This window comes from Aquimarina aggregata (assembly GCF_001632745.1).
Taxonomy (GTDB): Bacteria; Bacteroidota; Bacteroidia; order Flavobacteriales; family Flavobacteriaceae; genus Aquimarina; species Aquimarina aggregata.
In genome coordinates this window covers 69,938-96,394 of record NZ_LQRT01000046.1, presented here as the reverse complement: position 1 = coordinate 96,394, position 26,457 = coordinate 69,938, and the positions used below count along the sequence as shown (strand labels likewise).

At 31.3% G+C, this 26,457-nt stretch carries 22 protein-coding genes; 12 read left to right on the top strand and 10 right to left on the bottom strand.

The features are described from left to right. Nucleotides 1-51: 51 nt before the first annotated feature. The 5 genes from AWE51_RS21425 to AWE51_RS21405 all read right to left on the bottom strand — a co-directional run bounded on the left by AWE51_RS21425 (nt 52) and on the right by AWE51_RS21405 (nt 5,365). Nucleotides 52-801, bottom strand: coding sequence for a DUF2927 domain-containing protein (locus tag AWE51_RS21425; protein WP_066318025.1), 750 nt, complete (start codon nt 799-801; stop codon nt 52-54). Between the two features lie 57 nt (nt 802-858). Next, complete coding sequence (locus AWE51_RS21420; RefSeq protein WP_317041848.1) at nt 859-1,593, bottom strand: ABC transporter ATP-binding protein; 735 nt, start codon at nt 1,591-1,593, stop codon at nt 859-861. A gap of 111 nt (nt 1,594-1,704) precedes the next feature. Further along, nucleotides 1,705-4,101, bottom strand: coding sequence for a gliding motility-associated ABC transporter substrate-binding protein GldG (gene gldG, locus AWE51_RS21415; protein WP_066318021.1), 2,397 nt, complete (start codon nt 4,099-4,101; stop codon nt 1,705-1,707). 80 nt (nt 4,102-4,181) lie between these two features. Next, nucleotides 4,182-4,466 (bottom strand): putative quinol monooxygenase, encoded by a 285-nt coding sequence (locus tag AWE51_RS21410; protein WP_066318019.1) that lies wholly within the window; start codon nt 4,464-4,466, stop codon nt 4,182-4,184. 68 nt (nt 4,467-4,534) lie between these two features. Then, nucleotides 4,535-5,365: an SAM hydrolase/SAM-dependent halogenase family protein gene (locus AWE51_RS21405; protein ID WP_066318016.1), complete on the bottom strand. Its 831-nt coding sequence runs from the start codon at nt 5,363-5,365 to the stop codon at nt 4,535-4,537. Nucleotides 5,366-5,632: 267 nt separating this feature from the next. Here AWE51_RS21405 and AWE51_RS21400 point away from each other — a divergent pair, with 267 nt between their 5' ends. Continuing rightward, a complete protein-coding gene (locus tag AWE51_RS21400) occupies nt 5,633-6,589 on the top strand; it encodes a PhoH family protein (protein WP_066318013.1) in 957 nt (318 codons plus the stop codon). 55 nt (nt 6,590-6,644) lie between these two features. Beyond that, nucleotides 6,645-7,595 (top strand): phosphoribosylaminoimidazolesuccinocarboxamide synthase, encoded by a 951-nt coding sequence (locus AWE51_RS21395; protein ID WP_066318010.1) that lies wholly within the window; start codon nt 6,645-6,647, stop codon nt 7,593-7,595. 62 nt (nt 7,596-7,657) lie between these two features. Here the strand turns inward: AWE51_RS21395 and AWE51_RS21390 are convergent, their stop codons facing one another. After that, nucleotides 7,658-8,062, bottom strand: a complete 405-nt coding sequence (locus AWE51_RS21390) for a glyoxalase (protein WP_066318008.1) — start codon at nt 8,060-8,062, stop codon at nt 7,658-7,660. Between the two features lie 272 nt (nt 8,063-8,334). On the opposite strand from AWE51_RS21390, the gene AWE51_RS21385 reads away from it, so the two are divergent. The 3 genes from AWE51_RS21385 (at nt 8,335) to AWE51_RS21375 (ending at nt 11,022) form a co-directional block, all read left to right on the top strand. After that, a complete protein-coding gene (locus AWE51_RS21385) occupies nt 8,335-9,225 on the top strand; it encodes a DUF72 domain-containing protein (protein ID WP_066318004.1) in 891 nt (296 codons plus the stop codon). A 216-nt stretch (nt 9,226-9,441) separates the two neighbouring features. After that, nucleotides 9,442-9,834, top strand: coding sequence for a hypothetical protein (locus AWE51_RS21380; RefSeq protein WP_066318003.1), 393 nt, complete (start codon nt 9,442-9,444; stop codon nt 9,832-9,834). A gap of 78 nt (nt 9,835-9,912) precedes the next feature. Next, the gene (locus AWE51_RS21375) at nt 9,913-11,022 is read left to right on the top strand and encodes a DEAD/DEAH box helicase (protein ID WP_066317996.1); all 1,110 of its coding nucleotides are present in this window, start codon (nt 9,913-9,915) and stop codon (nt 11,020-11,022) included. Nucleotides 11,023-11,064: 42 nt separating this feature from the next. Here AWE51_RS21375 and AWE51_RS21370 read toward each other — a convergent pair whose 3' ends face one another. The 4 genes from AWE51_RS21370 to AWE51_RS21355 all read right to left on the bottom strand — a co-directional run bounded on the left by AWE51_RS21370 (nt 11,065) and on the right by AWE51_RS21355 (nt 15,690). Then, complete coding sequence (locus tag AWE51_RS21370; protein WP_066317994.1) at nt 11,065-11,439, bottom strand: response regulator; 375 nt, start codon at nt 11,437-11,439, stop codon at nt 11,065-11,067. After that, nucleotides 11,436-13,640, bottom strand: a complete 2,205-nt coding sequence (locus tag AWE51_RS21365) for a PAS domain-containing sensor histidine kinase (RefSeq protein WP_066317993.1) — start codon at nt 13,638-13,640, stop codon at nt 11,436-11,438. The genes AWE51_RS21370 and AWE51_RS21365 overlap by 4 nt, the downstream gene beginning before the upstream one ends. A 236-nt stretch (nt 13,641-13,876) precedes the next feature. Beyond that, nucleotides 13,877-14,611 (bottom strand): LytR/AlgR family response regulator transcription factor, encoded by a 735-nt coding sequence (locus AWE51_RS21360; protein WP_066317985.1) that lies wholly within the window; start codon nt 14,609-14,611, stop codon nt 13,877-13,879. After that, nucleotides 14,611-15,690 carry a sensor histidine kinase gene (locus AWE51_RS21355; RefSeq protein WP_066317983.1) on the bottom strand — a complete coding sequence of 360 codons (1,080 nt, stop codon included), beginning with the start codon at nt 15,688-15,690 and terminating at the stop codon, nt 14,611-14,613. The genes AWE51_RS21360 and AWE51_RS21355 overlap by 1 nt, the downstream gene beginning before the upstream one ends. A gap of 142 nt (nt 15,691-15,832) precedes the next feature. Between AWE51_RS21355 and AWE51_RS21350 the strand changes: the two genes are divergently transcribed. The 7 genes from AWE51_RS21350 to AWE51_RS21320 are packed head-to-tail and all read left to right on the top strand — an operon-like array spanning nt 15,833 to nt 26,450. Then, nucleotides 15,833-18,103 carry a GH92 family glycosyl hydrolase gene (locus tag AWE51_RS21350; RefSeq protein WP_066317981.1) on the top strand — a complete coding sequence of 757 codons (2,271 nt, stop codon included), beginning with the start codon at nt 15,833-15,835 and terminating at the stop codon, nt 18,101-18,103. Nucleotides 18,104-18,115: 12 nt separating this feature from the next. Further along, nucleotides 18,116-19,945, top strand: a complete 1,830-nt coding sequence (locus AWE51_RS21345; RefSeq protein ID WP_066317974.1) for a sodium:solute symporter family protein — start codon at nt 18,116-18,118, stop codon at nt 19,943-19,945. A gap of 14 nt (nt 19,946-19,959) precedes the next feature. Continuing rightward, nucleotides 19,960-20,928: a glycoside hydrolase family 130 protein gene (locus AWE51_RS21340; protein WP_066317973.1), complete on the top strand. Its 969-nt coding sequence runs from the start codon at nt 19,960-19,962 to the stop codon at nt 20,926-20,928. Between the two features lies 1 nt (nt 20,929). Continuing rightward, the gene (locus AWE51_RS21335; RefSeq protein ID WP_066317972.1) at nt 20,930-22,042 is read left to right on the top strand and encodes a carbohydrate-binding family 9-like protein; all 1,113 of its coding nucleotides are present in this window, start codon (nt 20,930-20,932) and stop codon (nt 22,040-22,042) included. 1 nt (nt 22,043) lies between these two features. Continuing rightward, the gene (locus AWE51_RS21330; RefSeq protein ID WP_066318944.1) at nt 22,044-23,156 is read left to right on the top strand and encodes a family 10 glycosylhydrolase; all 1,113 of its coding nucleotides are present in this window, start codon (nt 22,044-22,046) and stop codon (nt 23,154-23,156) included. 46 nt (nt 23,157-23,202) lie between these two features. Further along, nucleotides 23,203-25,452 carry a GH92 family glycosyl hydrolase gene (locus AWE51_RS21325; protein WP_066317971.1) on the top strand — a complete coding sequence of 750 codons (2,250 nt, stop codon included), beginning with the start codon at nt 23,203-23,205 and terminating at the stop codon, nt 25,450-25,452. A gap of 2 nt (nt 25,453-25,454) precedes the next feature. After that, nucleotides 25,455-26,450 carry an isoaspartyl peptidase/L-asparaginase family protein gene (locus tag AWE51_RS21320; protein WP_066317970.1) on the top strand — a complete coding sequence of 332 codons (996 nt, stop codon included), beginning with the start codon at nt 25,455-25,457 and terminating at the stop codon, nt 26,448-26,450. Nucleotides 26,451-26,457: the final 7 nt, after the last annotated feature.

Here is a 26,457-nt window from a genome sequence, read left to right as displayed (position 1 = left end):
TCAAAGATAAATATAAGCATTGAAAATTGAGAAGGATGTGTTTAGAAGTTTTTATTCTTCTTTTAATAATTGAATTAAAATAGGATCGACATCAAATCTATTTAATCCAGTAGCCATATCAGAATGATATAAAAGTTGGATTAATTCTTTATCTATCTGTGCATATTGATTTGTAGTAGTCCAGTCTGATTGAAATATACTTTCAGGGTATTTTTTTGAATCTCTAGCTAAACCCAAAGATTGTGTTAGTTCTTCTCTTAAAAGATGTTTTTGTGCCATATCATTTGCGCGTCTTGTGTCGACATACATATGTCCACTTGTAAGCTCATTTGAAGAATTCCATAGAAGATAAAATAACCCCCAATTATTTTCTACAAAATCTCTTTGATCGGGATATATAGAAGCATATGCGGTACCGGTACCAAAGAAAAGATGATAATTTGACTGATCGAAATTATCTACAATCTGTATTTTGAATCCATCAGTGGTTAAAGCGTTTATTTCAGAAATGATATTATCTAATTCTGTTTTGAGTGCAGGACTTGGATCACCATCTACAAATATTTTCATCTGGGATTTCCATTTTCTTGTTACTCTAGAAGCACTACCAAATTCAAATCCTAGTGCTACTTCTTTAAAGTAATCAACAATCCTTAATTGCTCTTCTGTTAGATCATGCTCGACAGGATTATTTATGACTTCGGGATCTTCTGGTATCGCAGTATCGTCATTAGAACAGGAAGAAACAAAAAGAACAGTAATGCATAAAAATGAGAAAAAAATATAGGCATGCTTTTTCATAGCAACATTTTGGAATTTAATCGACAAGATTTGATAAATATAAATATACTAAAAAGCTTAATTTCTTACTTTGTATCTGCCAGATTTAGAGTCGAATAAAATTAAATCTTCAGGAAATAAAGAAGAAAAAGCACGACATTGTACTAACTCTTTAGGGCGACCAAACTCAAACCCATCTTCATTCATCACAATCATTTTATCACATAATTGTATAGCAAAATCAATTTCATGGGTAGAAAACAAAATAGTTTTTTTGGTTTCAAAAGCAAGACGTTTTAAAAGTTTTAAGATATATGCTTTATGGTACACATCTAGATGAGTAGTAGGTTCATCAAGCATAATAAAAGGTGTGTCTTGAGCTATAGCTCTGGCTATAAGAACTTTTTGTAATTGACCATCACTAAGTTCAAAACATCTTCGGGATATTAATCCTTCTATATGAGTAACTTCTATAGCTTTGCGAACTTTTTCAACATCTTCTTCGGCCATTTTACCTACCCAATTTGTATATGGTTGTCTGCCGAGTGCTACTAGTTCTTGCACTGTAATATTTTTTGAAGCAATTTGTTCGGTCAAAACAATGCTTAATTGTGCAGCAAGTTCGACAGGCTTATACGTATTAAGCTTTTTGTCCGACAAATATACACTACCGTGAAGAGCAGGTTGTACGCGTGATAGTGTTCTTAGTAAGGTCGATTTGCCGATACCATTAGCACCCACAAGCCCAACTAACTCACCTTCATATAATTTAAGGTTGATGTCAGCAGCAACGACATTTAACTTCTTTTTGATGTGATAACCAATAGAGAGGTCTTCCGTTTTAAGAACAATATTTGGGTTTTCAGTATTAATAATTCTAGGGCTTTTCTATTTCAAATATAGATAAACTCGTTCAATTAGCCTTTATAATACCTTTTTATACTTTTTCTTTCGGATAAAAGAGAATAGGAATCCAAAGATCCCAAGGAGTACTAAAGGCACAATAATATTAATAATTTGCCATTTAGTTTTTTGAGCAACTACCTTTTCTACATTTAAAAAAGGGATATTAATTTCTTTACTACGAACCTCGATAAGCCCTGAGTCATCTAAGAGATAATTAATGGCATTAAGTAAAAACTCTTTATTACCATATTTTAAATTAAGATAGGGATCAAATCCAAGAGCTAATGGTTGTCCTTTTCTAGTTTTATTTTTGATAATATCACCATCACTTACAACAATCATTTTTGTATGACTGCTATTGTCTTTTGGGGATTTTATTTTGATGGGTTTGATTCGATCTTTATAGTTAGATTTAAATTCTCCTTCTAATAAAACAGCAAGATTTTGTTTTCCTTCGATGTAGGTGCTAAAATCTGGTTTTTCTCTTATAATATCTAATCTAATTTCTTTAGGAACTCCCTCTAATTTTACTTTTTCAGAACTTGTAAGTAAAATAGTCTTTTTGATATTATTTTTTATTGTATCTATTTGGTTAGCGAATTCAAACTTTACAGATTCGATATTCTTAACAATAGGATGATTACTAGTGCTTTTTGTTAGCGATTCATAAAACCAAGGATAAGGAGTAAATTGGGTATCATTACCTTGTCCAGAGGCTAATACAAGTGGTGCTGACTGAAGATCATTCACTAAAACGGGATTAACTCTAACGCCATAAGAAAATAAAGCATCATTAAGTCTAAGATCTCTCATTAACGCAACGGTAGAGCCCTCGGGATTCATTAGACTATCTATTTCTATTGCTACAGATTCTAGAAGCCATAAAGACTTCCCTCCATTCATTATAAATTGATCAAGTACGTACTTCTCTTTTTCAGAAAATGTTTGAGTAGGTTTTGCATTAATTATAAGATCGAATTTTTGTAAATCTTCTAAGGTTTTAGTGGCGTTGCTGGATACAGAATCTAATGTGAAAGCACCTACAAAATAGTACTCTTGTAGTGTTTTTATGAAATCTGCAATCTTTAAATCAGGTAACTGTCCGTTTCCTTTGAGCACTGCAATTTTATGCTTTTTAGGATGTAATATTTTTGTTAAGCCATCTGCAAATGCGTATTCTAATTGTTGAATAGAACTGTTTACTCTTTCTTCTGAGGTGGCTCCAATATTATTTTTGACTAATGGTATTTTTACGCTTTTATTTTGATAACTTAAAATCGCCCAAGGAACAATGGTTTCAATTTCTGTCTTGCCACTTTCCTGCACACTAACCTCCATCGGAGTAAGACCGAATTGTTGTAATTGATTTATCGTTTCTGTTCTTAAAGCTTCTTCTTCTAAAGGATTTGTGAAAATATATTGAATGTTGGAATTTAAAGCATTAAATTCTTCAAGTAACTGCTTGGTTTCGGATTGAAGTTTTCTAAACTCAGATGGAAAATCTCCTTTCAATAAAACATCGATAACAACAGGAGCAGGTGTTTCTAAAATTAAACTTTTAGTGGCATCGGATAGCGTAAATCGATTATCCTGAGTTAGATCAAACCGGCTATAAACACGATTACCTATACTATTAAGAATAAATACAAGAGTAAGTGCAATAAGAATAGGTTTAATTTTGGATTTATTTACAGATTTTTGAAGTATGATTTTGGTTAAAACTCCAAAAAATAAAATGATACTTAAAAAGTAACAAATATCTCGTGTGTCTAAGATACCTTGACTCATACGTTCGTAATGAAGACGAATACCTAGTTGTTCAAAAAAATGACTAATAGTTTCAGAAAGCCCATAATCTGAAATACTACTAAAGCCAAAATAAAATAAAAAACAAAAAAATAGAGAAATCAAAAAAGCAATTATTTGATTGTTAGTAATTGTAGATGAGAAAATCCCTATCGCGGTATATAGAGAAGCTAATAATAGTAAAGCAATATAAGAACCAAATGTGCTTCCTACATCAAAATTACCACTTGGGTTACCTAAAATATAGATCGTAAAACAATATAATAGACTTGGTAATAATGCGATGATGATTAAAGAAAGACTTCCCAGGTATTTACCTAATACCAATTGCCAATTTTGTATTGGTTTTGTAAGTAGTAATTCTAGAGTACCTTGTTTTTTTTCTTCAGCAAAACTGCGCATAGTAACTGCTGGAATAAGAAAAAGTAGTATCCATGGTGCGATCTGGAAAAAAGGAGAAAGATCTGCAAAGCCACTGTCTAGTATATTGTATTGCCCTTTGAAAACCCATAAAAAGAGTCCATTAAGTATTAAGAATATAGCAATGACTAAATATCCCACCGCAGAAGCAAAGAAAGTATTAAACTCTTTTCGTATTAATGCAAACATGTATTTTTAAGGTATTATAATTCGTTTTTTAAGCAATGATCAAAATCTAATGGCACTATTAAAATTATAGACATGTAAACCTAAACCTTTTTTGTACTCCAAGCTTCGGGTTTTTGATTAAATTTATTTTTAGTATTTGCCCAAACACCTTTAAATAACGTAGAGTTTCTGTAGTTATTGAGGTGTTCTTTCGATTCCCAATGACTATATGTGAAAAATTGATTGGATTGTTCTACATCTCGTATTAATTCGACATGATGACAACCATCAAAATTTCTAATTTTATTTTTATTTTCTTCGAAAATTTCTAAGAAATTATCTATTTCTTCAGGAACAAATCCCATTTTTACAATTCGTATAATCATATGGTAGATTTCAAAATAACAAAGCTACAAAGTTTTAGGATTTTATATAGATAAACAACAATGGGTATTTATTCAAAATTAACACTTACCGTATCTCTATAGTATAATCCAAAAAGGCTAGACGCACCTCCAACAGTTTTAGGATTACTTTTATAAATCGCTAATTCTAAATAGCCAGATGAATTAAAAATGGCTAATTTTTTACCATCTTCTTCTCGTTTACTTTTTTCGATATCAAAATTAATAGCGTCACTATATCTTTTATAAACATTTTGAAAAACAGCGGTTCGTGCAGTTATTTTAAATTTACGTCCTTTACCAACTTCGTCAAATAATTTTTGAGTGATATTGGTAACCAAGTTTCCATAGTTATCTATATAAATGATGCTGCCTACTATTTGTTTATCACCGACATTAACGATAGGAGTCATGCCTTTGATAGTTTTTATCTCTGATATAGTTTTACCAATCACTTCTAAAGTGCCTCCGCGAGCAATATGGCATGCTACAGCGACAAAAACATCCATTACTGGAAAATTAGATACAATAGCATCATGAATATTAATTTCTACAATTTTTTCAGGATTAAACTCTGATGTAATTAGACATATTAATCCATTATTTGCGCAAATAAAATAATGATCATCTAATTTTACGGCAATATGTTTGTTTTCAGGATTAAGTTCACTGTCGATGCCAACAATATGAATACTACCTTTAGGAAAGCTTTTGTAAGCGTTTTGTATAATATATGCAGCCTCTGTTATATGAAAAGGAGAGACCTCATGCGATATGTCAACAACTTTTGCTTCTGGTAGCTCTGTATATATAGCTCCTTTAACCGCAGACACAAAATGATCTTTGATTCCAAAATCTGTAGTTAATGTGATTATTGGCATGTACAATAATTGTTAATATCTTTTGATTGTAAGCGCTTAAAAATATGTAAATTTGTTATGAGGTTATTTCGAGTTTTTCTTTTGACTTCAAAATGAAGTATAATACTTTAGTATTTCACATGTTTTGATATACACCGTATTACGATCATCAATATTTGTTTGATCTATTTTAAATTTTCATTTTGTTTTCCCTTAGAAAAAATCTAAAATAACTTTAGCAAACTTAATCAATCCAAAAAACAATTCATACTAAAATTCGTATAGCTTTTGAACGAACTCATTATTGAACTTACAGAGATTAATCCGAGAGAGTTTTTCGGACTTCAGAATAGCAATATTCAATTATTAAAGAAATACTTTCCGAAGCTTAAAATAGTAGCACGAGGTAGTAAAATGAAAGTTTATGGAGATGAAGACATGCTCGAGGAGTTTGATCTTCGTCTTAATATGCTTCTTGAACATTTTGCGAAGTATAATAAATTAGACGAAAATGTCATCGAACGAGTACTTACTAGTGAGAGCAAAGCAGATTATGAAACATCTGCAGTAAGCGGAGAAACTTTATTACATGGAGTAGGAGGCAAGCTGATTAAAGCACAAACTGCAAATCAGAGAAAACTGGTAGAGTCTTCGAATAAAAATGATATGGTTTTTGCGATTGGTCCTGCCGGTACAGGGAAAACCTATACAGGAGTTGCTCTAGCAGTAAAAGCGCTAAAAGAAAAACAAGTTAGACGTATTATTCTTACAAGACCTGCAGTAGAAGCAGGAGAAAATCTTGGGTTTTTACCGGGGGATTTAAAAGAAAAATTAGATCCGTATATGCAACCATTGTACGATGCATTAAGAGATATGATTCCTAATGAAAAATTAGACAGTTTTATAGAAAAAGGGGTTATTCAGATCGCCCCAATGGCTTTTATGAGGGGTAGAACTCTAGATAACGCTTTTGTAATTCTTGATGAAGCACAGAATACTACTCATGCCCAAATGAAAATGTTTTTAACAAGAATGGGTAAAAATGCAAAGTTTATCATTACTGGTGATCCTGGACAAATAGATTTACCCAGAAGAGTAACATCTGGATTAAAAGAAGCATTATTGGTACTTAAAAACATACAAGGTATAGGTATTATTTATTTGGATGATAAAGATGTAATTCGCCATAAATTGGTTAAAAAAGTAATTGCTGCCTACAAAGAAATTGAAAATAGAAATGGATAACCTATTCTGGTATTAGCTAATACAAGAGATTTTAAATACACTTAGAAATTAAGTAATGAATACAATAGTAGATACAAACTATAATTTTCCTAAACAAAAATCGGTATACAAAGGAAAAGTTAGAGAGGTATATAATATAGATGATGAACTTTTGGTGATGATTGCGACGGATCGTTTATCTGCATTTGATGTTGTAATGCCCAGAGGAATTCCTTTTAAAGGTCAAATTTTAAATCAAATAGCAACCAAAATGATGAAGGCTACAGAAGATTTGGTGCCAAATTGGTTGATTGCCACTCCAGATCCTAATGTAGCTGTTGGACATCTTTGCGAGCCATTTAAAGTAGAAATGGTTATTCGAGGTTACCTTTCTGGTCATGCAGCTAGAGAGTATAAAGCAGGAAAACGAGTTTTATGTGGTGTGCCAATGGCAGAAGGCCTGATCGAGAATGACAAATTTCCCGAACCTATAATCACGCCATCTACCAAAGCCGAGAATGGAGAACATGACGAAGATATTTCTAGAGAAGAAATTTTATCTCAAAATATCGTGTCAAAAGAGGATTATGTAGTACTTGAAGAGTATACGAGAAAATTGTTTCAAAGAGGAACAGAAATTGCTGAAAAACAAGGTCTTATTTTGGTAGATACCAAGTACGAATTTGGAAAAACAAAAGAAGGAAAAATTGTTTTGATAGATGAAATTCATACTCCTGACTCTTCTCGTTATTTTTATATAGAAGGTTATGAAGAACGACAACAACAAAAAGTAGCTCAAAAACAATTGTCTAAAGAATTTGTAAGACAATGGCTTATTAGTAATGATTTTCAAGGAAAAGAAGGACAAAAAATTCCAGAAATGACAGACGAATATATAAATTCAGTTTCTGAACGATATATAGAACTGTACGAGAACATTGCGGGAACTACTTTTGTAAAAGCAGATGTTTCTAACGTAGAAGAACGAATAGAAAAAAATGTTTTAAATTATTTAGAAACTGAATAATTAAAAACGATAGTAAATAAACTAAAAAAGGAGCTGTAAACAACAGCTCCTTTTTTAGTTTATTAGGCAACTTTATATTCCAATAGTTGTACGTTATCCTGTAATCGCTCTTTTACGATACTCATCATACGCTTATTTAATGCAGAAGAGTTTTGCGTATACTGCAGGTATTCTTCTACCGTAAATTGGCCAATGATCATCCCTTTAAGACTATTTCTAAATTTCATGTCCTTTTGAACGGCATTTTCAATAAAATTCATTCTTTTTTCAAGAGATAACTCGTAAAAAGTATTCTTTCTTTTCTTGATATAATTTTTAAATACTTCAATAAAAAGATCACCTTGAAGTTTAACTATTGGTCTGATTGTTTTATTCTGAAATTGTTCATCATTTGACATGTTTTCAGAAACTCTTGCATTTAATAACTTTGGACGTATTGCCAATAAATTTGATTCCCTGTTTTCCATAATAAAGAGGTTTACTAAAATTAACTAATAGTTAAGCGCAAAATTGACCTTGTGTCTTAGAGTTTTAAACGACTTATAAACAATATGAATGTTGCAAGGTTACATTTTAAATAAATATATTCGTTTTGTTTTCGTTTAAGATTAAGTAAATAATAAGTTAGTTCTAAAAGAACGATGAAAAAAATAAGGAAATAAAAAGTTTTTACTTTTTTTACTTATTACTAATCAAATGATATTTTTGTTACTCATCCTAAATTAATTCATATTAATATATGCAATTTGGCAAAGTAGAACATCCAGAGACTATAGATTTTTTGTTACCAAAAGATCATAAAGACACATTAGACGTAATAAAAAATAATTCTAAAGATAATCTATCAGTATCAGTAGGTTGTGCCAAATGGAATCGTCAGGATCTAAAAGGGTTTTATCCCAGAGGTACAAAAGACGAACTAGAATATTATTCTCGACAATTTAATAGTATTGAGCTTAATGCTACTTTTTATAGAATTTTTCCCGAAGACCAGTTTAAAAAATGGTATGATAAGACTCCAGAGGGATTTAAGTTTTTTCCTAAACTTGTTCAAAATATTTCTCATTTAAAGAGATTAAATGAGGATGTCCAGCCTTATGTGGATCAATATCTTGCAAGTGCGATACATCTTAAAGAAAAGCTTGGAACCATTTTTTTACAGATGCATGGCAATTTTGGGCCTAAAAATTTTGATAGGGTAGTTAGGTTTATTGAAAAATGGCCAAAAGAAATTCGCCTTTCAGTTGAATTTAGACATACCGATTGGTTTAATGATAGTGTAGTTGCAAACGAACTGTATAGTCTTTTAGAAGATCATAATGTTGCTAATATAATTACAGATACAGCAGGAAGAAGAGATTTACTGCATATGCGATTAACTAATGGAGAGGCATTTGTTAGATATGTTGGAGCAAATCATCCAACAGATTATACACGACTTGATGATTGGATTATTAGATTGAAATCATGGAGAGAAGCAGGAATTAACGAAATACATTTTTTTGTTCATCAGAATATCGAAAAAGAATCACCATTATTATCTAAATATTTTATAGAACAATTAAATAAAAATTTAAATACAAGACTTAGCTTACCTAATCATACCACAGATGACCCTACATTGTTTTAGATTTCTTGAGTTTTTATGGTTTTCACGTATAAAAAAAACAGTTTTACATAGTGTAAGTGTTAAAAAACGATATAAAATTGCTTTTTAACGTCAATTTATGTATTTTGCCGATGAATTTAGAATTATTACATTTTTATATACGGTTTAAATGCACATAAATGTAGTACTTTGAAATCAAATTAAGATTAACCCCCATAATCCTAAAAATTGAACTAAATGACTAAACTATTACACTGCTCCATCTTACTATTTACCATTTTGATAGCCAATTTTGGTAATGCTCAATCAACAATCATTGTTAATGATTTAGACCCCATAACTGTTAACGAAAGTATTGTAGACATTCAGACTATTACGTTGGGAAATGATACAGCATCATACAAGAAAGTTTTTTCTTACATGACTGAGTTTCTTGATGTAAAATATAAACTTGATCATGATCATTCTGATCATATAGAAGGTGTCACCTTAATAGATATTATATCATCAGAAGAAAGTACAGATTTTAATTGCTCTGGAGGATTTTGTATGAACGATCTACATTTTCATAAAAAAGGATTAACTTCAAAAAAGCAATTTTTTGGATATTTCATGAGTATTTCCTGTTAAGAATTATTTTTAGTAATTCATCATTTCTCTTGAGTTGTAAATATATTCGATTATTTTTGCAGCCTAAATTAAGAGGCTATGACATTTAAGGAGTTAGGAGTATCCGATGAACTTAACAAAGGACTTTTGGAAATGGGAATTGCTGTTCCAACAAAAATACAGGAACAAGCTATACCACTGCTTTTAAAAAACCAAACAGATTTTGTAGGTAAAGCACAAACGGGCACAGGAAAAACTGCAGCTTTTGGAATTCCTTTATTGTCCCAGATAGATGCTCAAAAAAACCATACGCAAGCTTTAATTTTAGCACCTACGAGAGAACTTGGTCAACAAATAGCTAAACAACTATTTAAATTTACAAAGTATACAGATAAAATCTTTACAGAATCTGTTTATGGAGGTGAAAAAATAGAGAAACAAATTTCTAGATTAAGTCGACCTACTCAAATTATCGTAGCTACTCCAGGTAGATTAATTGATCTTATTGAAAGAAAAGTTGTTGATATCTCTAATATAAAGACAATTGTACTTGACGAAGCAGATGAAATGCTAAGTATGGGTTTTAAAAAAGATCTAACTACTATTCTAAGTAAAACAAAAGGTCGCAGAAACGTTTGGCTTTTCTCGGCAACAATACCTTCTTCTTTAGATGAAATTATAAATACATATGTAAATCAACATGCACTTCGGGTTAGCATAGATAAAAGCGACGCTGTAAATAAAGGTATCAATCATCAATTTGTAGTTGGAGAAGAAGTAAATAAACTAGATACATTAACTTATTTTCTAAAGAGTGAAAAAGGGGGTAGAGGGATTGTTTTTACCAAAACAAAGGCCGCAGCCAGAACACTTTCTAAGCAATTGAAAGCAAAAAATTATGATGTTGGGCTTTTGGAAGGAGAAATGACTCAAAAAGAACGAGATAAGGTAATGAGAGCATTCAGAAACAAAACCTTACAATTATTAGTATCAACCGATGTTGCCGCTAGAGGTATCGATGTCGCTAATCTTAGTTTTGTTATTCATTATCAACTTCCTGATCAAATTGAATATTATACGCACAGAAGTGGTAGAACAGCTAGGGCAGGAAAAACCGGTATATCACTGGCGCTTATTACCAAACCAGAAATTAAAGTGATTAGAGAATTAGAGAAACAATTGGGTATAAAGTTTCTTCAGATTAGATAATTGGTAATAACTATGTATTGAATTTTAAGAAATCATTTGTTTTTAGCTAACTCCTATTGTAGAAATTACCGATATTAATTCTTCAAAATTCACAGGTTTAGAAAAGTAATTGTCAAAACCAATATTGATAAAACGTTGCTTATCTCCTGGCATGGCATATGCTGTAACGGCAAATACTGGTATACCTTTTAACATTTCTAATTTCCTAAATCGTTGAAGTAGTTCACAACCATCCATTTGGTTTAAACCTAAATTAATATCTACAAGAATTAGATCAAGTTCCTTTTCTTTTTCTTTTACTACTTTAAGTGCTTGTGATCCATTTTCAGCAATAATCACATTAGAGTCATTTCTGGATAACATTTTATCCATAACCATCGCATTTATCTTGTTATCTTCAACGTAAAGAATATTCATAGGCATCTAGGAATTATAATTTTGAACTTTGTACCTTTACCTAGTGTACTTTTTAACTTTATTTCTCCTCCTAACATAGTAATGTATCTTTTTGATAAACTAAGCCCAATACCAGTTCCTTCGTATTTTCGACTTAGCCCTATACTTTCTTGTGTTAAGGGATCAAATATTTTTTCAAAACTTGTTTTGTCGATACCGATTCCAGTATCTTTTATATAAATATATATTTTTTTTTCGGAATTATCAGATTTTATTTTTACCGTGACAGTACCTTTTTCAGTATACTTTATGGCATTGTGTATGATATTATTAAGAGCAGGTCTGAATAAATTTTTATCAATATTAGATTGAGGGCAGCTTTCATCTAGTTCGAGTTCATACTTCAACTTCTTAGCCTCCGCCATATGTTTATATTCTCTAAAAGAGGTTTCTACAATATAATTTATATCGAGTTCTTCGAAAATTAAATTATCATTTATAGCATCAATTTCACTAAAATTGGATAATTTATCCATGGTGTCTAATAATCGATCTTTGCTTTCTTCTAGATATTCAAGTAGCTTATCTTTATCATCAAGATCATTTCCTTGAAGCAATAATTTAGCGATTGTCATAATACCATTTAAGGGTGTGCGTATCTCATGACTAAAATTCGAAAGAATATTTGATTTTAAATTACTTAGTTCTTGTTCTTTAATATGTGCTTCTTTTATGGTCTGTTCTGCAAGTTTTTGTTCAGTAATATCTAAAAAACTAATTAGAATAGAATTTATTTTATACTCATTATCAAAAACAGGTGTATATTTTGATTCTAACCATTGCACGTTACCTTTGTGTGTTATACGCTCAAATTCCTTTATAGTCGTGTTGCCTTTTACAGCCTCATTAAAAGCGTGTTTAAATGATGTTCTGAAGTTTAAAGGAACTACATCATAAAAAAGAGACGGTGTAATATTTGGGTCGATATTAAAATCTCTTTTAATGATTTTTAATAACTTTTTATCGGTCATTAAAATTTTGCCTTTAGTATCTAATAAAACGGTATAAGCAAAACCGTTGTTTACAATGGCTTGTAATCTGTTTTTACTTTCTGCTATTGTTTTTATATTTATCTTTTTTTGATGTACATCTATAAGGTTTCCGATCATTCGAATGGTCTCTCCTTTTTCATTTTTTCTCTGGTATCCATGTACTTCATAATAGCGATATTCACCGGCGTTGTTTATAAGACGGTAGTGATTATAGTAATGATTACTTTCTTCAAGAAGGTTGTCAATATGCCTCTGATGGGCTTTTTCTCTATCATCGGGATGTATCATATCCTGAAAATCCTCCTCGGACACAACATCTTGATCTAATGGTAACCCTAACATGTTTTTGAAATCCAGACTATAAAATACTTCATTTCTATCAATAAGGTAGTCAAAGAGCCCAGATTGAATTCCTTTTAATGCTAAGTTTTTTGTTTCCTCACTATATTTCAGTTTTTCGATATAATTATAGCGATCAGTTACATCTGCAATAGTACCATTAACATATACAACTTCATTTCTATAAATTATAGGCTGTGCTACTACTTTAACCCATTTTAGATTTCCTTTTGCTGTAATAATTTTTTCAGTATAAGTATATGGTTTCTTACTTTTTATAAGGTTATCTAGATAACTTTCTACTCTCGGGCGAGAAGCTTCGGGATAAAAACTAGCACCTAAATCACGTGTCATAGGGGTATCAGGATCTAAATCTTTAACCAAATAACATCCTTTAGACCAGAACATTTCTTTATTTCTGGGATTAAAATACCATGCTCCAGTTTTGGTTAATTTAGAAAGTGTTTGTAAAGCTCTATGCTCTTTGTACTCCTCGGTAGTATCAATACCAGCAGCATAAATTAGATCATTATGATATGTTAAATCAAATTTTAGAGCTAATACTCCGTCTCTTTCGGTGGCAAAACTAAAGGATTCACTAATTATTGAATTTTCAACGCTTAAACTTGAAATCGAATTATTAAAGACTTGAACATCATCATCAATGATAAAATCAGTAATACGTTTTCCTTTTATTTCAGAATTAGTGAATGGGAATAAGACATGGCATCTATTGTTGCAAGCTACTATTCTCCCATTTTTTTTTAAAACTAGAAGAAAGTGTAACGTTTTTTCAGCTAAAACTCCAAATTGTTCTGCGGTGAAAGGCATAATTTGAGATTAAATTCTCTTAAAGTTACGAAATGATTCAGAAAAAAACTCCTGAACAAGGGATTTTAAAGTAATTAGTTAAATATTATATGCCTATTTAACGAAATTCAATTGTAAGATAATAGCATACTTTGTGATAAAAATGATCTGTAAATTGACTTTGTTACGCAAAATATATTAGTATGATTCAATACATTAATCAGACATTACTATAATTATATAGACCATTTTTTCGATTATGAAGAAGGATTAGTATTATTTTCTTTAAAAATTACATTTTTAACTTCGTTTAAATAACTTCTTCCGATGGGATATCTTATATCGGCTATTTCGATACTATTTCCTTCAACTGTTTCTACTTTTTCTATAGAAATGGTATATGATCTATGAATTCTTATAAATTTTTCTGAAGGTAATTCATCAGTGAAACTACTTAGTGTTTGATGAATTATATACTTGTTAACTATTGTATTGATTTTGATGTAATCTCCTAGGCTCTCAACAGATAATATTTCATCGAGATATATCTTTTTCATTTTTTTCTTATCAATTTTTATAAAGATATATGCTCTTTCATTAGATAAAGGAATATCCTCTTTTTGTTGATATTCTCTTATTTTAAAAGCTTTATTAATGGCCATGATAAATCTGTGAAAAGAAATAGGTTTCACCAAATAATCAACCACTTCTAATTCATAACTGGCTACAGCAAATTCTTCGTGGGCTGTTGTAATAATAGTTAATGGTTTTTTGGGGATACTTTTTAATAGATTTAGACCGTCTAATAAGGGCATATTAATATCTAAAAAAAGAAGATCGATTTCATCATTGTTACTTCTTATATAATCAACACTTTCGGTAGCATCACTAAAAGAACATAATAGATGCAATCCTTTTGTTTGATCAATATAATTTTTTATAACATTAATTGCCAATGGCTCATCGTCTACTATTACACATTTTAAATCCATTACACTTTTATTTTTAAATCAACAATATACTGACTATTATTTTCGCCTATAGTAAGGTTATATTCCTCTGCTTTATACCCTAATTCTAATCTTTTTTTAACATTGCCAATACCAATGCCACCTGGATAAGATATAATTTCATTATTATCCATTTTCGTAGGTATAGGGTTAGAAATTTTGAAGTAAAGAAAATCGTCAATGACATTAAAATCGATATTAATCTCTATTTCTCCAATATTTTTGTTTGCGCCATGTTTAAAAGAATTTTCTATAAATGCTAGGAGTAGCATGGGAGCTATTTGTTTATCTTCTATTTCACCAGAAATATTAATATTTATTTTTAATAAATCTCCATATCGAATTCTTTCTAAATCCAGGTAGTTTTGCAAACAAATAATTTCTTTAGAGAGACTTTGTCTTTTTTGATTGGTTTCATGAAGTAAATACCTCATTAATTCAGAAAGTTTTAATATTGTTTTTGGAGTTTTGTCAGATTTTTCTACAGATAAAGCGTAAATATTATTAAGTGTATTAAAAAAGAAATGAGGTGATATTTGAGTTCTTAAGAACCTAAGTTCAGTTTCTAATTGTAGTTTTTCGACATCAATTAATTTTTTATGCTCCCTTAACCAATCTAAAGTAACTTTTATAGCAGCGACAAACGCCATGACATAAAGTTCTCCTAGCATCATTTCGATAGCATAATTTAGTGTCAAATTATTAGTAACTTCTGGACCTTCTGGCCAAACATTATGACTTACCATGAAATAGGTTAAGTAGAATTTGGCTAACAGCATTAGGAAAAGTGAAATGATCACAGATATTATATACAAGAGATATTTGCGACGATGTATAAATTTTGGCATTAAGTAATAAATGTTAAAATAACTAAGAGTCATGTGTATAACAAAACCTAATGCAGTTGTCTTAAAAGAATATATATAATCGTTAAAGTAACTACCCCATCTAAAAGTAGTAAATAGAAAATAAACCAACCAGAAGATGATATGATGCTTTAGTGTTATACTATAGTTGTTACCAGGAGTAATATTTATAAGACGTCTAATTTTTTGTAACATATTCCCCGAGTTTTTTTTAGACGTTTAACAGACTTACGCTGTTATTGGTCTAAAATTATTCTTTTAAAGTTAAGATTTGTAAATATTTATATTATTGTTGTTTTCCCCTATTAGTAATCATAAAAATACTAAATATAACCAGATGAAGATATTTTACAATATTAAACTACTAGCGATAGTATCAATACTAGTTTTTTCATGTAATAAAAAAGAAACCATTAATAATACTGTTCATCAGCAAGAAAACAACCTAACCAATTTTGTAGATCCTTTGATAGGTACTGGGGGTCATGGCCATACCTATCCAGGGGCAACAGTTCCATTTGGTATGGTTCAAGTTAGCCCGGATAATGGCATTTCTGCATGGGATTGGTGTTCTGGATATCATCATTCAGATTCGATAACAATCGGTTTTAGTCATTTACATCTCAGCGGAACAGGAATTGGAGATTTAACGGATATAAGAGTAATGCCTATTAATAAAAAGGTAGATCTGTCTAAATCTATAAAAACAAGGGATGATATTCCTTTTAAATCTAGATACTCTCATACTAACGAAAAAGCGTCTCCTGGGTATTACAGTTTGTTTTTAGAAGATTTTAATATTCAAGCAGAATTAACGGCCGATGTTCGAACAGCTTTTCATCGTTATACGTTTAAAGAAGGAGATGAACAATCACTTGTTTTGGATTTGGGATATACGACAAATTGGGATAAGACAGTCGATTCACAAATAAATATCGAAGATAAATTTACAATTTCAGGATATAGACATAGTACCGGATGGGCAAAAAATCAAAAAGTATTTTTTGTTATAGAATTTTCAAAATCAATACATCAGTATGATTTATATGTAGATAAAACTAAACATGAAAACATTAATTCTGTAAAAGGAAAAGATGTAACTGCACAATTGTTTTTTAACCAAGTAACAAAAAATCAATTAAATGTAAAAGTTGGTATTTCTTCGGTAAGTATTGCTAATGCAAAAAAGAACATAGCGAGATACAATAATAAGTTTGAATTCGATGAAGTAAAAGAAAAAGCGCATAATAGTTGGGAACAATCACTATCAAAAATAGAAGTAGATACAAAAGTTGATTCTCTTAAAACGATGTTTTACACAGCTCTATATCACTCTCAAATAGCTCCCGTAGTGTATAGCGATGTGGATGGAGTTTTTCGGAAAGAAAATGATAGTATCGTTTCTGCTAATGGGTATACTGCCTATTCAACGTTATCCCTATGGGATACATTTAGAGCAGAACATCCATTACTTATATTTTTAGATTCACATAAGGTTGCAGATATTATTAATTCTATGCTGGCATATTATGAAAATGAAAATGTACTACCTGTCTGGACTTTATACGCAAACGAAACCAATACCATGACAGGATATCATTCTGTTTCAGTAATTGCAGAAGCCTATTTGAAAGGAATTAAAGGTTTTGATATTAATAAGGCTTATGAAGCAATGAAAACAACAATGATGCAAGATGATAGGGGGCTGAATTTTTATAAAGAATATGGATATATACCGTATAAACTGTTAGACGAATCGGTAACAATAACTTTAGAATATGCTTATAATGATTGGTGTTTAGCACAAGTAGCTAAGGCCCTAGGAAAAAAAGAAGACTATATCTATTTCTTAAAAAGATCTGAGGCATATACCAATCTTTTTGATAAAGAAACAGGCTTTATGCGGGGGAAATCTAAAGATGGTAAAAGTTGGCATGAACCATTTGATCCTAAATTTTCGGCGCATCGCGTACATGCAGATTATACAGAAGGTAATGCATGGCAGCATAGTTGGTTTGTTCCGCATAATGTAGATGGTTTAATCCAACTTTATGGAAGTGAAGAAGTTTTTGTTAAAAAATTAGAACAGCTTTTTACAGAAGATTCTGAAATTACAGGAGATAATGTTTCTGTAGATATTTCTGGTCTAATCGGGCAATATGCCCACGGAAATGAACCTAGTCACCATATTGCCTATATGTTTAATAAAGCCAATGCTCCTTGGAAAACGCAATATTGGGTAAATGAGATTTTAAAGACACAGTATAATACGACTCCGAATGGGTTAAGCGGAAATGAAGATTGTGGGCAAATGTCTGCATGGTACGTATTTAGCGCATTAGGTATTTACCCAATGAACCCTGCATCGGGAGAGTACGAAATAGGTAGTCCAATTTTTGATAGAGCAGTTTTAAAAATTACTGAAGAAATAGATTTTATAATAGAGGCAGAAAATGTATCAGATAAAAACATATACATACAATCAGCAACTCTAGACGGAAAAAAACTTAATCGATCATATATTACACATCAAGAAATCATGAGTGGAGGCAAGTTACATTTTGTAATGGGAGCATCACCTAATAAAAATTGGGGTGTAAAGAACTAATAAACTTAATAAATGAATCTAGCTACCATTGATATTGTAATAATAATATGTTATATAATTATTACTCTTCTTTTTGGGTTTTATGTTTCTAAAAAAGCATCAAAGGATATCAAATCGTATTTTCTTGCAGGAAATGAAATTCCTTGGTATTATTTAGGATTGTCCAATGCTTCTGGAATGTTTGATATTTCTGGAACAATGTGGGCCGTTACAGCTATGTTTGTTTATGGACTTAAAAGTGCTTGGTTACCATGGTTATGGCCCGTTTGGAATCAAGTTTTTATTATGGTTTTTCTAGCTGCATGGTTAAGACGTTCGAATGTTATGACCGGCGCACAATGGATCACGTATAGATTTGGAAAAAATCTTGGTGCAAGACTATCTCATATTATTGTAACTGTTTTTGCGATTATAAGCACCCTTGGGTTTATAGCATACTTTTTTGAAGGAATAGGAAAATTTGCTACTATATTTTTTCCATGGGATCTATCATTTGCAATAGGGGGAGTGTTAATTTCTTCTGAACAATCTTATGCCTTAATTATAATTGCTATTACTACTATATATACCTTAAAAGGAGGAATGTATAGTGTTGTTGGTACAGAAGTGATTCAATTTGTTTTAATGACAGTATCTTGTTTGGTAATAGGTTATATTGCTTTTACTTCGGTTTCTGCAGAACAAATTACAAATGCAGTTCCAGGAAATTGGAAAAATTTATTTTTCGGAATGGAACTGGATTTAGATTGGACAGGGTATATTGATAGTGTAAATGCCAAGATAGAAGAAGATGGTTTTTCTCTTTTTGGTTTTTTATTTATGATGATGATTTTTAAAGGAATTTTTGCAAGTTTGGCAGGTCCGGTTCCAAGCTATGATATGCAACGAATTTTATCGACAAAAAATGAAGTCGAAGCCTCTAAAATGAGCGGACTAACAATTATAGTATTATCAATTCCTAGATATCTTATGATTACAGGATTTGCTATTTTAGGACTTGTATATTTAGGCCCTGAATTGCAAGAAGCAGGTTCAGGAATAGATTTTGAAACTATATTACCCTTGGCTATTCAACGCTTTATTCCTGTAGGACTGAAAGGATTACTTTTAGCAGGGTTATTAGCAGCTTTTATGGGGACATTTGCAGCTTTTATTAATGCTGCTCCCGCATATTTGGTAAATGATATCTATAAAAAATATATCAAACCAAACGCCTCGAATAAGACATATATTAGATTTAGTTATTTATCTTCTATTCTGATTGTTATAATAGGATTGCTGTTTGGCTTTTTTGCATCATCTATAAATACATTAACATTGTGGTTAACTTCGGCTTTGTATGGCGGGTATGCAGCTGCAAACATGCTTAAATGGATTTGGTGGAGATTTAATTCATATGGGTATTTTGGTGGTATGTTGGCTGGTTTAATAGCTGCTACTATTGTGCCTACTCTTTTTACTGATACTTCAGATATTTATTTGTTTCCGCTTATACTAGTGATATCCTTTTTAGGCTGCATTTTAGGAGTTTATTTAGGAAAACCAGATGATATTAAAGTATTAAAAAACTTCTATAAGACAACAAAGCCTTGGGGTTTTTGGAAACCTGTTATTAAAGAATTACAAAAAGATGACCCAACATTTACTCCAAACGAGGATTTTAGAAAAGATGTATTAAATTGTATAATTGGAGTTGTTTGGCAAATGACATTTGTATTGGCGCCTATATATTTAATTATTAAGGAATATTATTATCTAAGTATTGTCTTAGTCCTGATGCTAATAACATCCTTAATTTTAAAAAGAACATGGTACGATAAAATTAAACAAATTAAGAACTAAGTGATTATTTAAATATGCAAAAAGCAATTCCGTGGCAAGATAAACCTAAAGGTTGTAGTGATGTTATTTGGAGATATTCAGAAAATCCAATTATAGCCAGAGATGCTATCCCTATGTCAAATAGTATTTTTAATAGTGCGGTGGTACCTTTTAAAAATGGATTTGCAGGTGTTTTTAGATGCGATAATAAAGCAGTACAAATGAATATTTATGCTGGGTTTAGTATAGATGGGATTCATTGGGATATTGATCATTATCCAATAAAAATGCAAGAAGGAAATACCAAAATGATTGCCTCAGATTATAAATATGACCCTAGAGTTACTTTTATCGAGGATCGATATTGGATCACATGGTGTAATGGGTATTTTGGCCCCACTATTGGCATAGCCTATACTTTTGATTTTAAAGAATTTTTTCAATGCGAAAATGCTTTTTTACCATTCAATAGAAACGGAGTGTTGTTTCCTGAAAAAATTAACGGAAAGTATGCCATGTTAAGTAGACCAAGTGATAATGGGCATACTCCTTTTGGAGATATTTTTATTAGTTATAGTCCCGATATGAAATACTGGGGTGAACATAGAAATGTTATGCAAGTAGCTCCTTTTGAAGATAGTGCTTGGCAATGCACAAAAATAGGAGCTGGTTCTGTTCCTTTTTTGACAGAAGATGGCTGGTTGATGTTTTATCATGGTGTTATTAATACTTGCAACGGTTTTAGATATGCAATGGGAGCGGCTATTCTTGATAAAAATAATCCAGATGAAGTAAAATATAGAACAAAACCATATTTATTAACGCCTTCTGTGGATTACGAGCAAATTGGAGATGTATCAAATGTAATATTTCCTTGTGCAACCTTACAAGATATAGCACAAGATAAAGTGGCTATTTATTATGGAGCAGCAGATACTGTTGTAGCGTTGGCCTTTGGAAGGATTAGTGAAATTATTAAGTTTACTAAAGAAAATACCTTGTGATATGATTGAGATAAGAAATAGTATTTTAAAATACATAATAAATCATAAAGGTTTTTATGTACTATTCTTATTTTTTATAGGGATACCTGGTCATTCACAAAATACAATTAAAAATTTATCTCCCAAATCATATATAGCGTATCAAACAAGCGAGAAGATCACTATTGATGGAGTAGCTTCTGAGGAATCTTGGGAAAAATCAAAATCAACAGATCTTTTTATCGATATTGAGGGAACTAAAATACCAAAATATGAAACCTCTGTAAAAATGCTTTGGGATCATGAATTTGTGTATTTTTTTGCAGCGATAAAAGAACCTCATGTATGGGGTGATTTGAAGAAAAGAGATACTATTGTTTTTTATAATAATGATTTCGAAATTTTTATCGATCCAGATAATGATACTCATAATTACTATGAGTTCGAAGTAAATGCATTGAATACGCTTTGGGACTTATTTATTACCAAGCCATATAGAGAAGGTACACCAGTATTAAATGATTGGGATGCAAATGGTTTTAAATCGGCGGTTAAAATTAATGGAACACTAAACAATGCAAAAGATATAGATAAAGGATGGGCTATAGAAATTGCTATTCCATTTAAAGCTTTTAAAACATCCTATTACCAGAATAATATACCTAAAGATATCTTTTGGAGGGTGAACTTTTCGAGAGTAAACTGGGATTTTGAGATTCATAATAACAAGTATTACAGAAAAAAAGACCAAAAAGGAAAATTTGAATCCGAATATAATTGGGTGTGGTCTCCAATGGGAGTGATAAATATGCATAGACCAGAAGACTGGGGATATGTTTATTTTTCTTCAAAAAAAGTAGGAGAATTGGATGTGTTCGAAATACCTAAAGATGAAAAAGTAAAACAATTATTATATCAGTTATACCGAAAACAAAAAGTATTTTTTAAAAATAATAACCGTTGGGCTACCTCATTTAATGAACTAGGACAAAATGATGTTCGAATCGAAGATAAAAAGGTTTTACGAACTATAGAAAATCATCAAACAGGTTTTAATATTACAATAGCGAGCCCATTTACAGAACGTTTATTTATTATAAAAGAAGATGGTAAAATCATCACTAAAGAAGATTAACATGAGAGCTTTTAACGTAATTTATCTATGTAGTCTACTTATTGCTATAAGTTGCACCTCTAAACAAAAAGAAGATAAAGAAGTGGTAGCAGAAAAGATAGCTACATCAAATACAACACTACCATTCAAGTATTGGGTTTGGATTACTGCAGAACCATCAAAAACAGACTTAATGTATATTGATGAATTTAAGAAATATAAAAACAATGGAATCGATGCTGTATTAATTAACACAGAAGCTAATGCCAAGATTTTAGAAAAAATAGCTCCATTGGCTGTAAGAGAGGGGTTAGAGGTACATGCCTGGATGTTTACAATGAATAGACCAAATGATGCTATTGCATTAAAACATCCAGAATGGTATATGGTGAGTAGAAGTGGTAAGTCTTGTTTTGATAATAGACCCTATGTAGATTATTACCAATGGTTATCGCCTAGTCATCCACAGGCTCGACAACATATCTGGGATTTGGTTGAGAGTTTAGCTAAAGTTAAGGATGTAGCAAGCGTACATTTAGATTATATCAGATATCCAGATATTTATTTACCAATAGGATTATTACCAAAATACAAATTAATTCAAAATGAAGAATTACCAGATTTTGATTTTGATTACTCTCAAGTTGCTGTAGATAAGTTTGAACAACAATATGGTAAAGATATTAGGCAAGCTGAAGTTCCGGCAATAGACATTGAATGGAAACAGTTTAGGTTAAATGAAATCAAATCGGTAGTAGATGGTGCCTATGATATAGCCCATAAACATGGGAAACAATTAACAGCAGCGGTTTTTCCTTATCCAGAAATGGCAGATCATATGGTGAGACAACGTTGGGATAAATGGAACGTAGATGAGGTGTTGCCAATGATTTACTATAACTTTTATAACGAAACCGTTGATTGGGTAGGTTTTGCTACTCGACAAGGTGTAGAGGACCTTAAAGGAAAAAATACCAAATTACATACTGGTATTTATTTACCTCCGATGAGTGCAAAAGATGTTTCTATAGCAATAGAGCTAGCAAAAAATAATGGAGCTTCAGGAATTTCTTTTTTTGATGGTAATGCAATAACAGAAGAACAATTTGAAGCAATTAAAAATTCAAAAAAATGAGTTTTATTGATAACTATCAAATCCTTTACAAGATGAAAGTTACAGGATGAAAAAATTATATGTATATATTGCCGGAATACTTGTTTTTTGTTCTTGTACAAATAAACAAAAAGAGTATGACGTATCAGAAAAGGCATTAACAACATATGTCAATACATTTCTTGGTACTGATGGCCCTGGAAATACATATCCCGGAGCTACACTTCCTTTTGGAATGGTTCAATTAAGTCCAGATATAGGAATTCCTGGATGGGACCGAATTTCAGGATACTTTTATCAAGATTCTATACTAACAGGTTTTTCGCATACGCATCTATCAGGTACAGGAGCAGGGGATTTATACGATGTTTTGGTAATGCCTACCAATAGTCGTTTTTCAAAAAAAATCAAAGAAAATAACTTTAAACCTTTTTCTAAGTACAGTCATGATCAAGAACTTGCTGCTCCAGGTTATTACAGTGTTCATTTGTTAGATTATGATATTAAGGTAGAGCTTACGGCAACAGAACGCGTAGGCATACACCGATATACATTTCCAAAAGATTCACTTACGGCCATTCATGTAGACCTTGGGTATGCCATTAATTGGGATGATCCAACTGATACATATATAGAAAAGGTAAGTGATTCTAAAATACGAGGATATAGAATGTCGACAGGTTGGGCAAAAGATCAACGGATCTATTTTGTTATGGAGTTTTCAAAGCCTTTTGAAAAGTATTCAGTATTTAAGAATGATAGTATTACCACTATTCCCGTAAGAGGTAAGAATACAAAAATCATACTTAATTATAATACAGAAGAAGATGAACAAATAATAGTAAAAACTGGTCTCTCGACGTCTAGTTTAGATGGAGCAGAAGCATCATTGTTAACAGAAACAAGTGATTTTAATTTTGATTTTTATAGAAAAAAAGCTCAGAGTACCTGGGAAAAAGAACTGCAAAAAATCAAAATCACTACTTCTAACGAAAATAAGAAGACTATTTTTTATACCATGATGTATCAATCTATGTTAGCGCCAACGTTATTAAGTGATGCTAAGGGAGAATATAAAGGAGCAAATGATACAATTGCGATAGCGAATGGGTACAAGAGATATGATACTTTTTCACTTTGGGATACTTTTAGAGCAGCACATCCCTTATATACATTACTTCAACCAGAACGAGTTCCCGATATGATACATTCATTATTAGCTCATTATAATGAAACAGGAATACTACCAGTATGGTCCATGCAAGGAAATGAAACAAATATGATGATTGGGTATCATGCGGTTCCGGTTATTGTAGATGCCTATTTTAAAGGGGTTAAGTTTAATACCAATGTAGCGTATAATGCATGTAAAAAAAGCGCTATGGTTAACGATAGACAAATTAAGGTGTATAGAGAAACAGGATATATCCCTGTCGACAAACATCATGAAAACTGGTCAGTGTCAAAAACTATGGAATATGCCTATGACGATTGGTGCATTGCAATGTTTGCCAAAGAATTGGGAAAAGAAGAAGATTACAATTACTTTTTGAAAAGATCAGAAAATTGGAAAAACCTCTACAATGAAAAAAGATCATGGTTACAACCAAAGAATAAAGAAGGAGAGTTTATAACACCTTTTATTCCTAAAGAATACACACCGTATTTTTGTGAAAGTAATGCTTGGCAGTATTATTGGTTCGTCCCTCATGACATAGAAGGTTTAATTAAAAAAACAGGAGGAAAAGAACGGTTTTCTCAAAAATTGGATTCTATGTTTTCTTTAAATCCTCTACCAGAGGACAAATTACCAATATTTAGTACAGGAATGATAGGTCAATATGCCCATGGAAATGAGCCTAGTCATCACGTTGCTTATCTCTATAATTATATAAATCAACCTTCTAAAACACAAGAACTAACAAGAGAAATTTTAGAAAAACAATATAAAAATGAACCAAACGGACATTGTGGTAATGAAGATTGTGGACAAATGTCGTCTTGGTACGTTTTTAATGCATTAGGATTTTATCCAGTAAATCCTGTACAAGGTATTTATCACTTAAGCACGCCATTGTTTGAAAAATCAGAAATTGTATTGTCTAAGGGTAGGACTTTTACTTGTATCGCAAAAAATATTTCAGATCAAAATAAGTATGTGAAAAAAATCACATTAAATGGGAAACCTCTTCAGAATATATATATAGAACACAAAGAAATAATGAAAGGTGGTACTCTCGAATTTGAAATGAGTAATACTCCAAACGATTCTCTATTTATAAATGGAGAATTACCAAAACGTAATAAAATATATTGATCATGACGCACAATCGTATATATGGCCTTATTCTTTTACTATTAAGTTTTACAGCATGTAAAAATAAGGATATCGCTGTAAACAAAATTAATGAGAATACAACACCAAAAGAAATTATCAAACCTGTAGTAATTTCTACGTGGAATCATGGTATTCCAGCAAACAAGGAAGCTTGGAAAGTTTTAATTAAAGGAGGTACAGCACTTGATGCAGTAGAACAAGGAGTGCGAACCGCCGAAGCAAATCCACAAGTGCAGACTGTAGGGTTAGGAGGTTTTCCTGATCGGGAAGGAAATGTTACTCTTGATGCTTGTATTATGGATCATAATAGTAATTGTGGATCGGTTTCTTTTTTACAACATATTAAACACCCTATTTCTGTAGCTAGAAAAGTAATGGAAGAAACACCTCATATTATGTTGACAGGAGAAGGGGCATTACAATTTGCACTAGAACAAGGGTTTGAAAAAGAAGAATTACTGACTCCAGAGTCCAAAAAAGCATATAAAGAGTGGTTGCAAAAATCAAACTATGAACCTGTAATCAATGTCGAAAATCATGATACGATTAGCATGCTGGCATTAGATGAAAACGGAGATCTTTCTGGAGCTTGTACTACAAGTGGTGCTGCTTGGAAAATGTATGGTAGAGTAGGAGATTCTCCAATTATCGGAGCGGGTTTGTTTTTGGATAATGAGGTAGGTGCAGCTGCAGCAACGGGTTTAGGAGAAGCTGTGATTAGAACTGCAGGTAGTGCCATGGTTGTAGAGTTAATGCGTCAAGGAAAATCACCCTATGAAGCATGCAAAGAAGTCGTTGAGAGAATTTATAAAGTACATAAAAATCATAAAGACCTAGAATATTTACAAGTAGGATTTATTGCATTAAATAAAAATGGAGAGTATGGTTCTTATTGCCTACGTCCTGGTTTTAATTTTGCAGTAAAAAATGCAATGGTAAATAATGAATTAAAAAATGCTGATTTTAAGATAAAATAAGATGTCA

Bases quoted from the DNA above. Each gene is read 5' to 3' on its own strand.
- AWE51_RS21425 (WP_066318025.1), bottom strand. From the start codon at position 801: ATGAAAAAGCATGCCTATATTTTTTTCTCATTTTTATGCATTACTGTT.
- gldG (WP_066318021.1), bottom strand. From the start codon at position 4,101: ATGTTTGCATTAATACGAAAAGAGTTTAATACTTTCTTTGCTTCTGCG.
- AWE51_RS21410 (WP_066318019.1), bottom strand. From the start codon at position 4,466: ATGATTATACGAATTGTAAAAATGGGATTTGTTCCTGAAGAAATAGAT.
- AWE51_RS21405 (WP_066318016.1), bottom strand. From the start codon at position 5,365: ATGCCAATAATCACATTAACTACAGATTTTGGAATCAAAGATCATTTT.
- AWE51_RS21395 (WP_066318010.1), top strand. From the start codon at position 6,645: ATGAATACAATAGTAGATACAAACTATAATTTTCCTAAACAAAAATCG.
- AWE51_RS21390 (WP_066318008.1), bottom strand. From the start codon at position 8,062: ATGGAAAACAGGGAATCAAATTTATTGGCAATACGTCCAAAGTTATTA.
- AWE51_RS21385 (WP_066318004.1), top strand. From the start codon at position 8,335: ATGCAATTTGGCAAAGTAGAACATCCAGAGACTATAGATTTTTTGTTA.
- AWE51_RS21380 (WP_066318003.1), top strand. From the start codon at position 9,442: ATGACTAAACTATTACACTGCTCCATCTTACTATTTACCATTTTGATA.
- AWE51_RS21375 (WP_066317996.1), top strand. From the start codon at position 9,913: ATGACATTTAAGGAGTTAGGAGTATCCGATGAACTTAACAAAGGACTT.
- AWE51_RS21370 (WP_066317994.1), bottom strand. From the start codon at position 11,439: ATGAATATTCTTTACGTTGAAGATAACAAGATAAATGCGATGGTTATG.
- AWE51_RS21365 (WP_066317993.1), bottom strand. From the start codon at position 13,640: ATGCCTTTCACCGCAGAACAATTTGGAGTTTTAGCTGAAAAAACGTTA.
- AWE51_RS21360 (WP_066317985.1), bottom strand. From the start codon at position 14,611: ATGGATTTAAAATGTGTAATAGTAGACGATGAGCCATTGGCAATTAAT.
- AWE51_RS21355 (WP_066317983.1), bottom strand. From the start codon at position 15,690: ATGTTACAAAAAATTAGACGTCTTATAAATATTACTCCTGGTAACAAC.
- AWE51_RS21350 (WP_066317981.1), top strand. From the start codon at position 15,833: ATGAAGATATTTTACAATATTAAACTACTAGCGATAGTATCAATACTA.
- AWE51_RS21345 (WP_066317974.1), top strand. From the start codon at position 18,116: ATGAATCTAGCTACCATTGATATTGTAATAATAATATGTTATATAATT.
- AWE51_RS21340 (WP_066317973.1), top strand. From the start codon at position 19,960: ATGCAAAAAGCAATTCCGTGGCAAGATAAACCTAAAGGTTGTAGTGAT.
- AWE51_RS21335 (WP_066317972.1), top strand. From the start codon at position 20,930: ATGATTGAGATAAGAAATAGTATTTTAAAATACATAATAAATCATAAA.
- AWE51_RS21330 (WP_066318944.1), top strand. From the start codon at position 22,044: ATGAGAGCTTTTAACGTAATTTATCTATGTAGTCTACTTATTGCTATA.
- AWE51_RS21325 (WP_066317971.1), top strand. From the start codon at position 23,203: ATGAAAAAATTATATGTATATATTGCCGGAATACTTGTTTTTTGTTCT.
- AWE51_RS21320 (WP_066317970.1), top strand. From the start codon at position 25,455: ATGACGCACAATCGTATATATGGCCTTATTCTTTTACTATTAAGTTTT.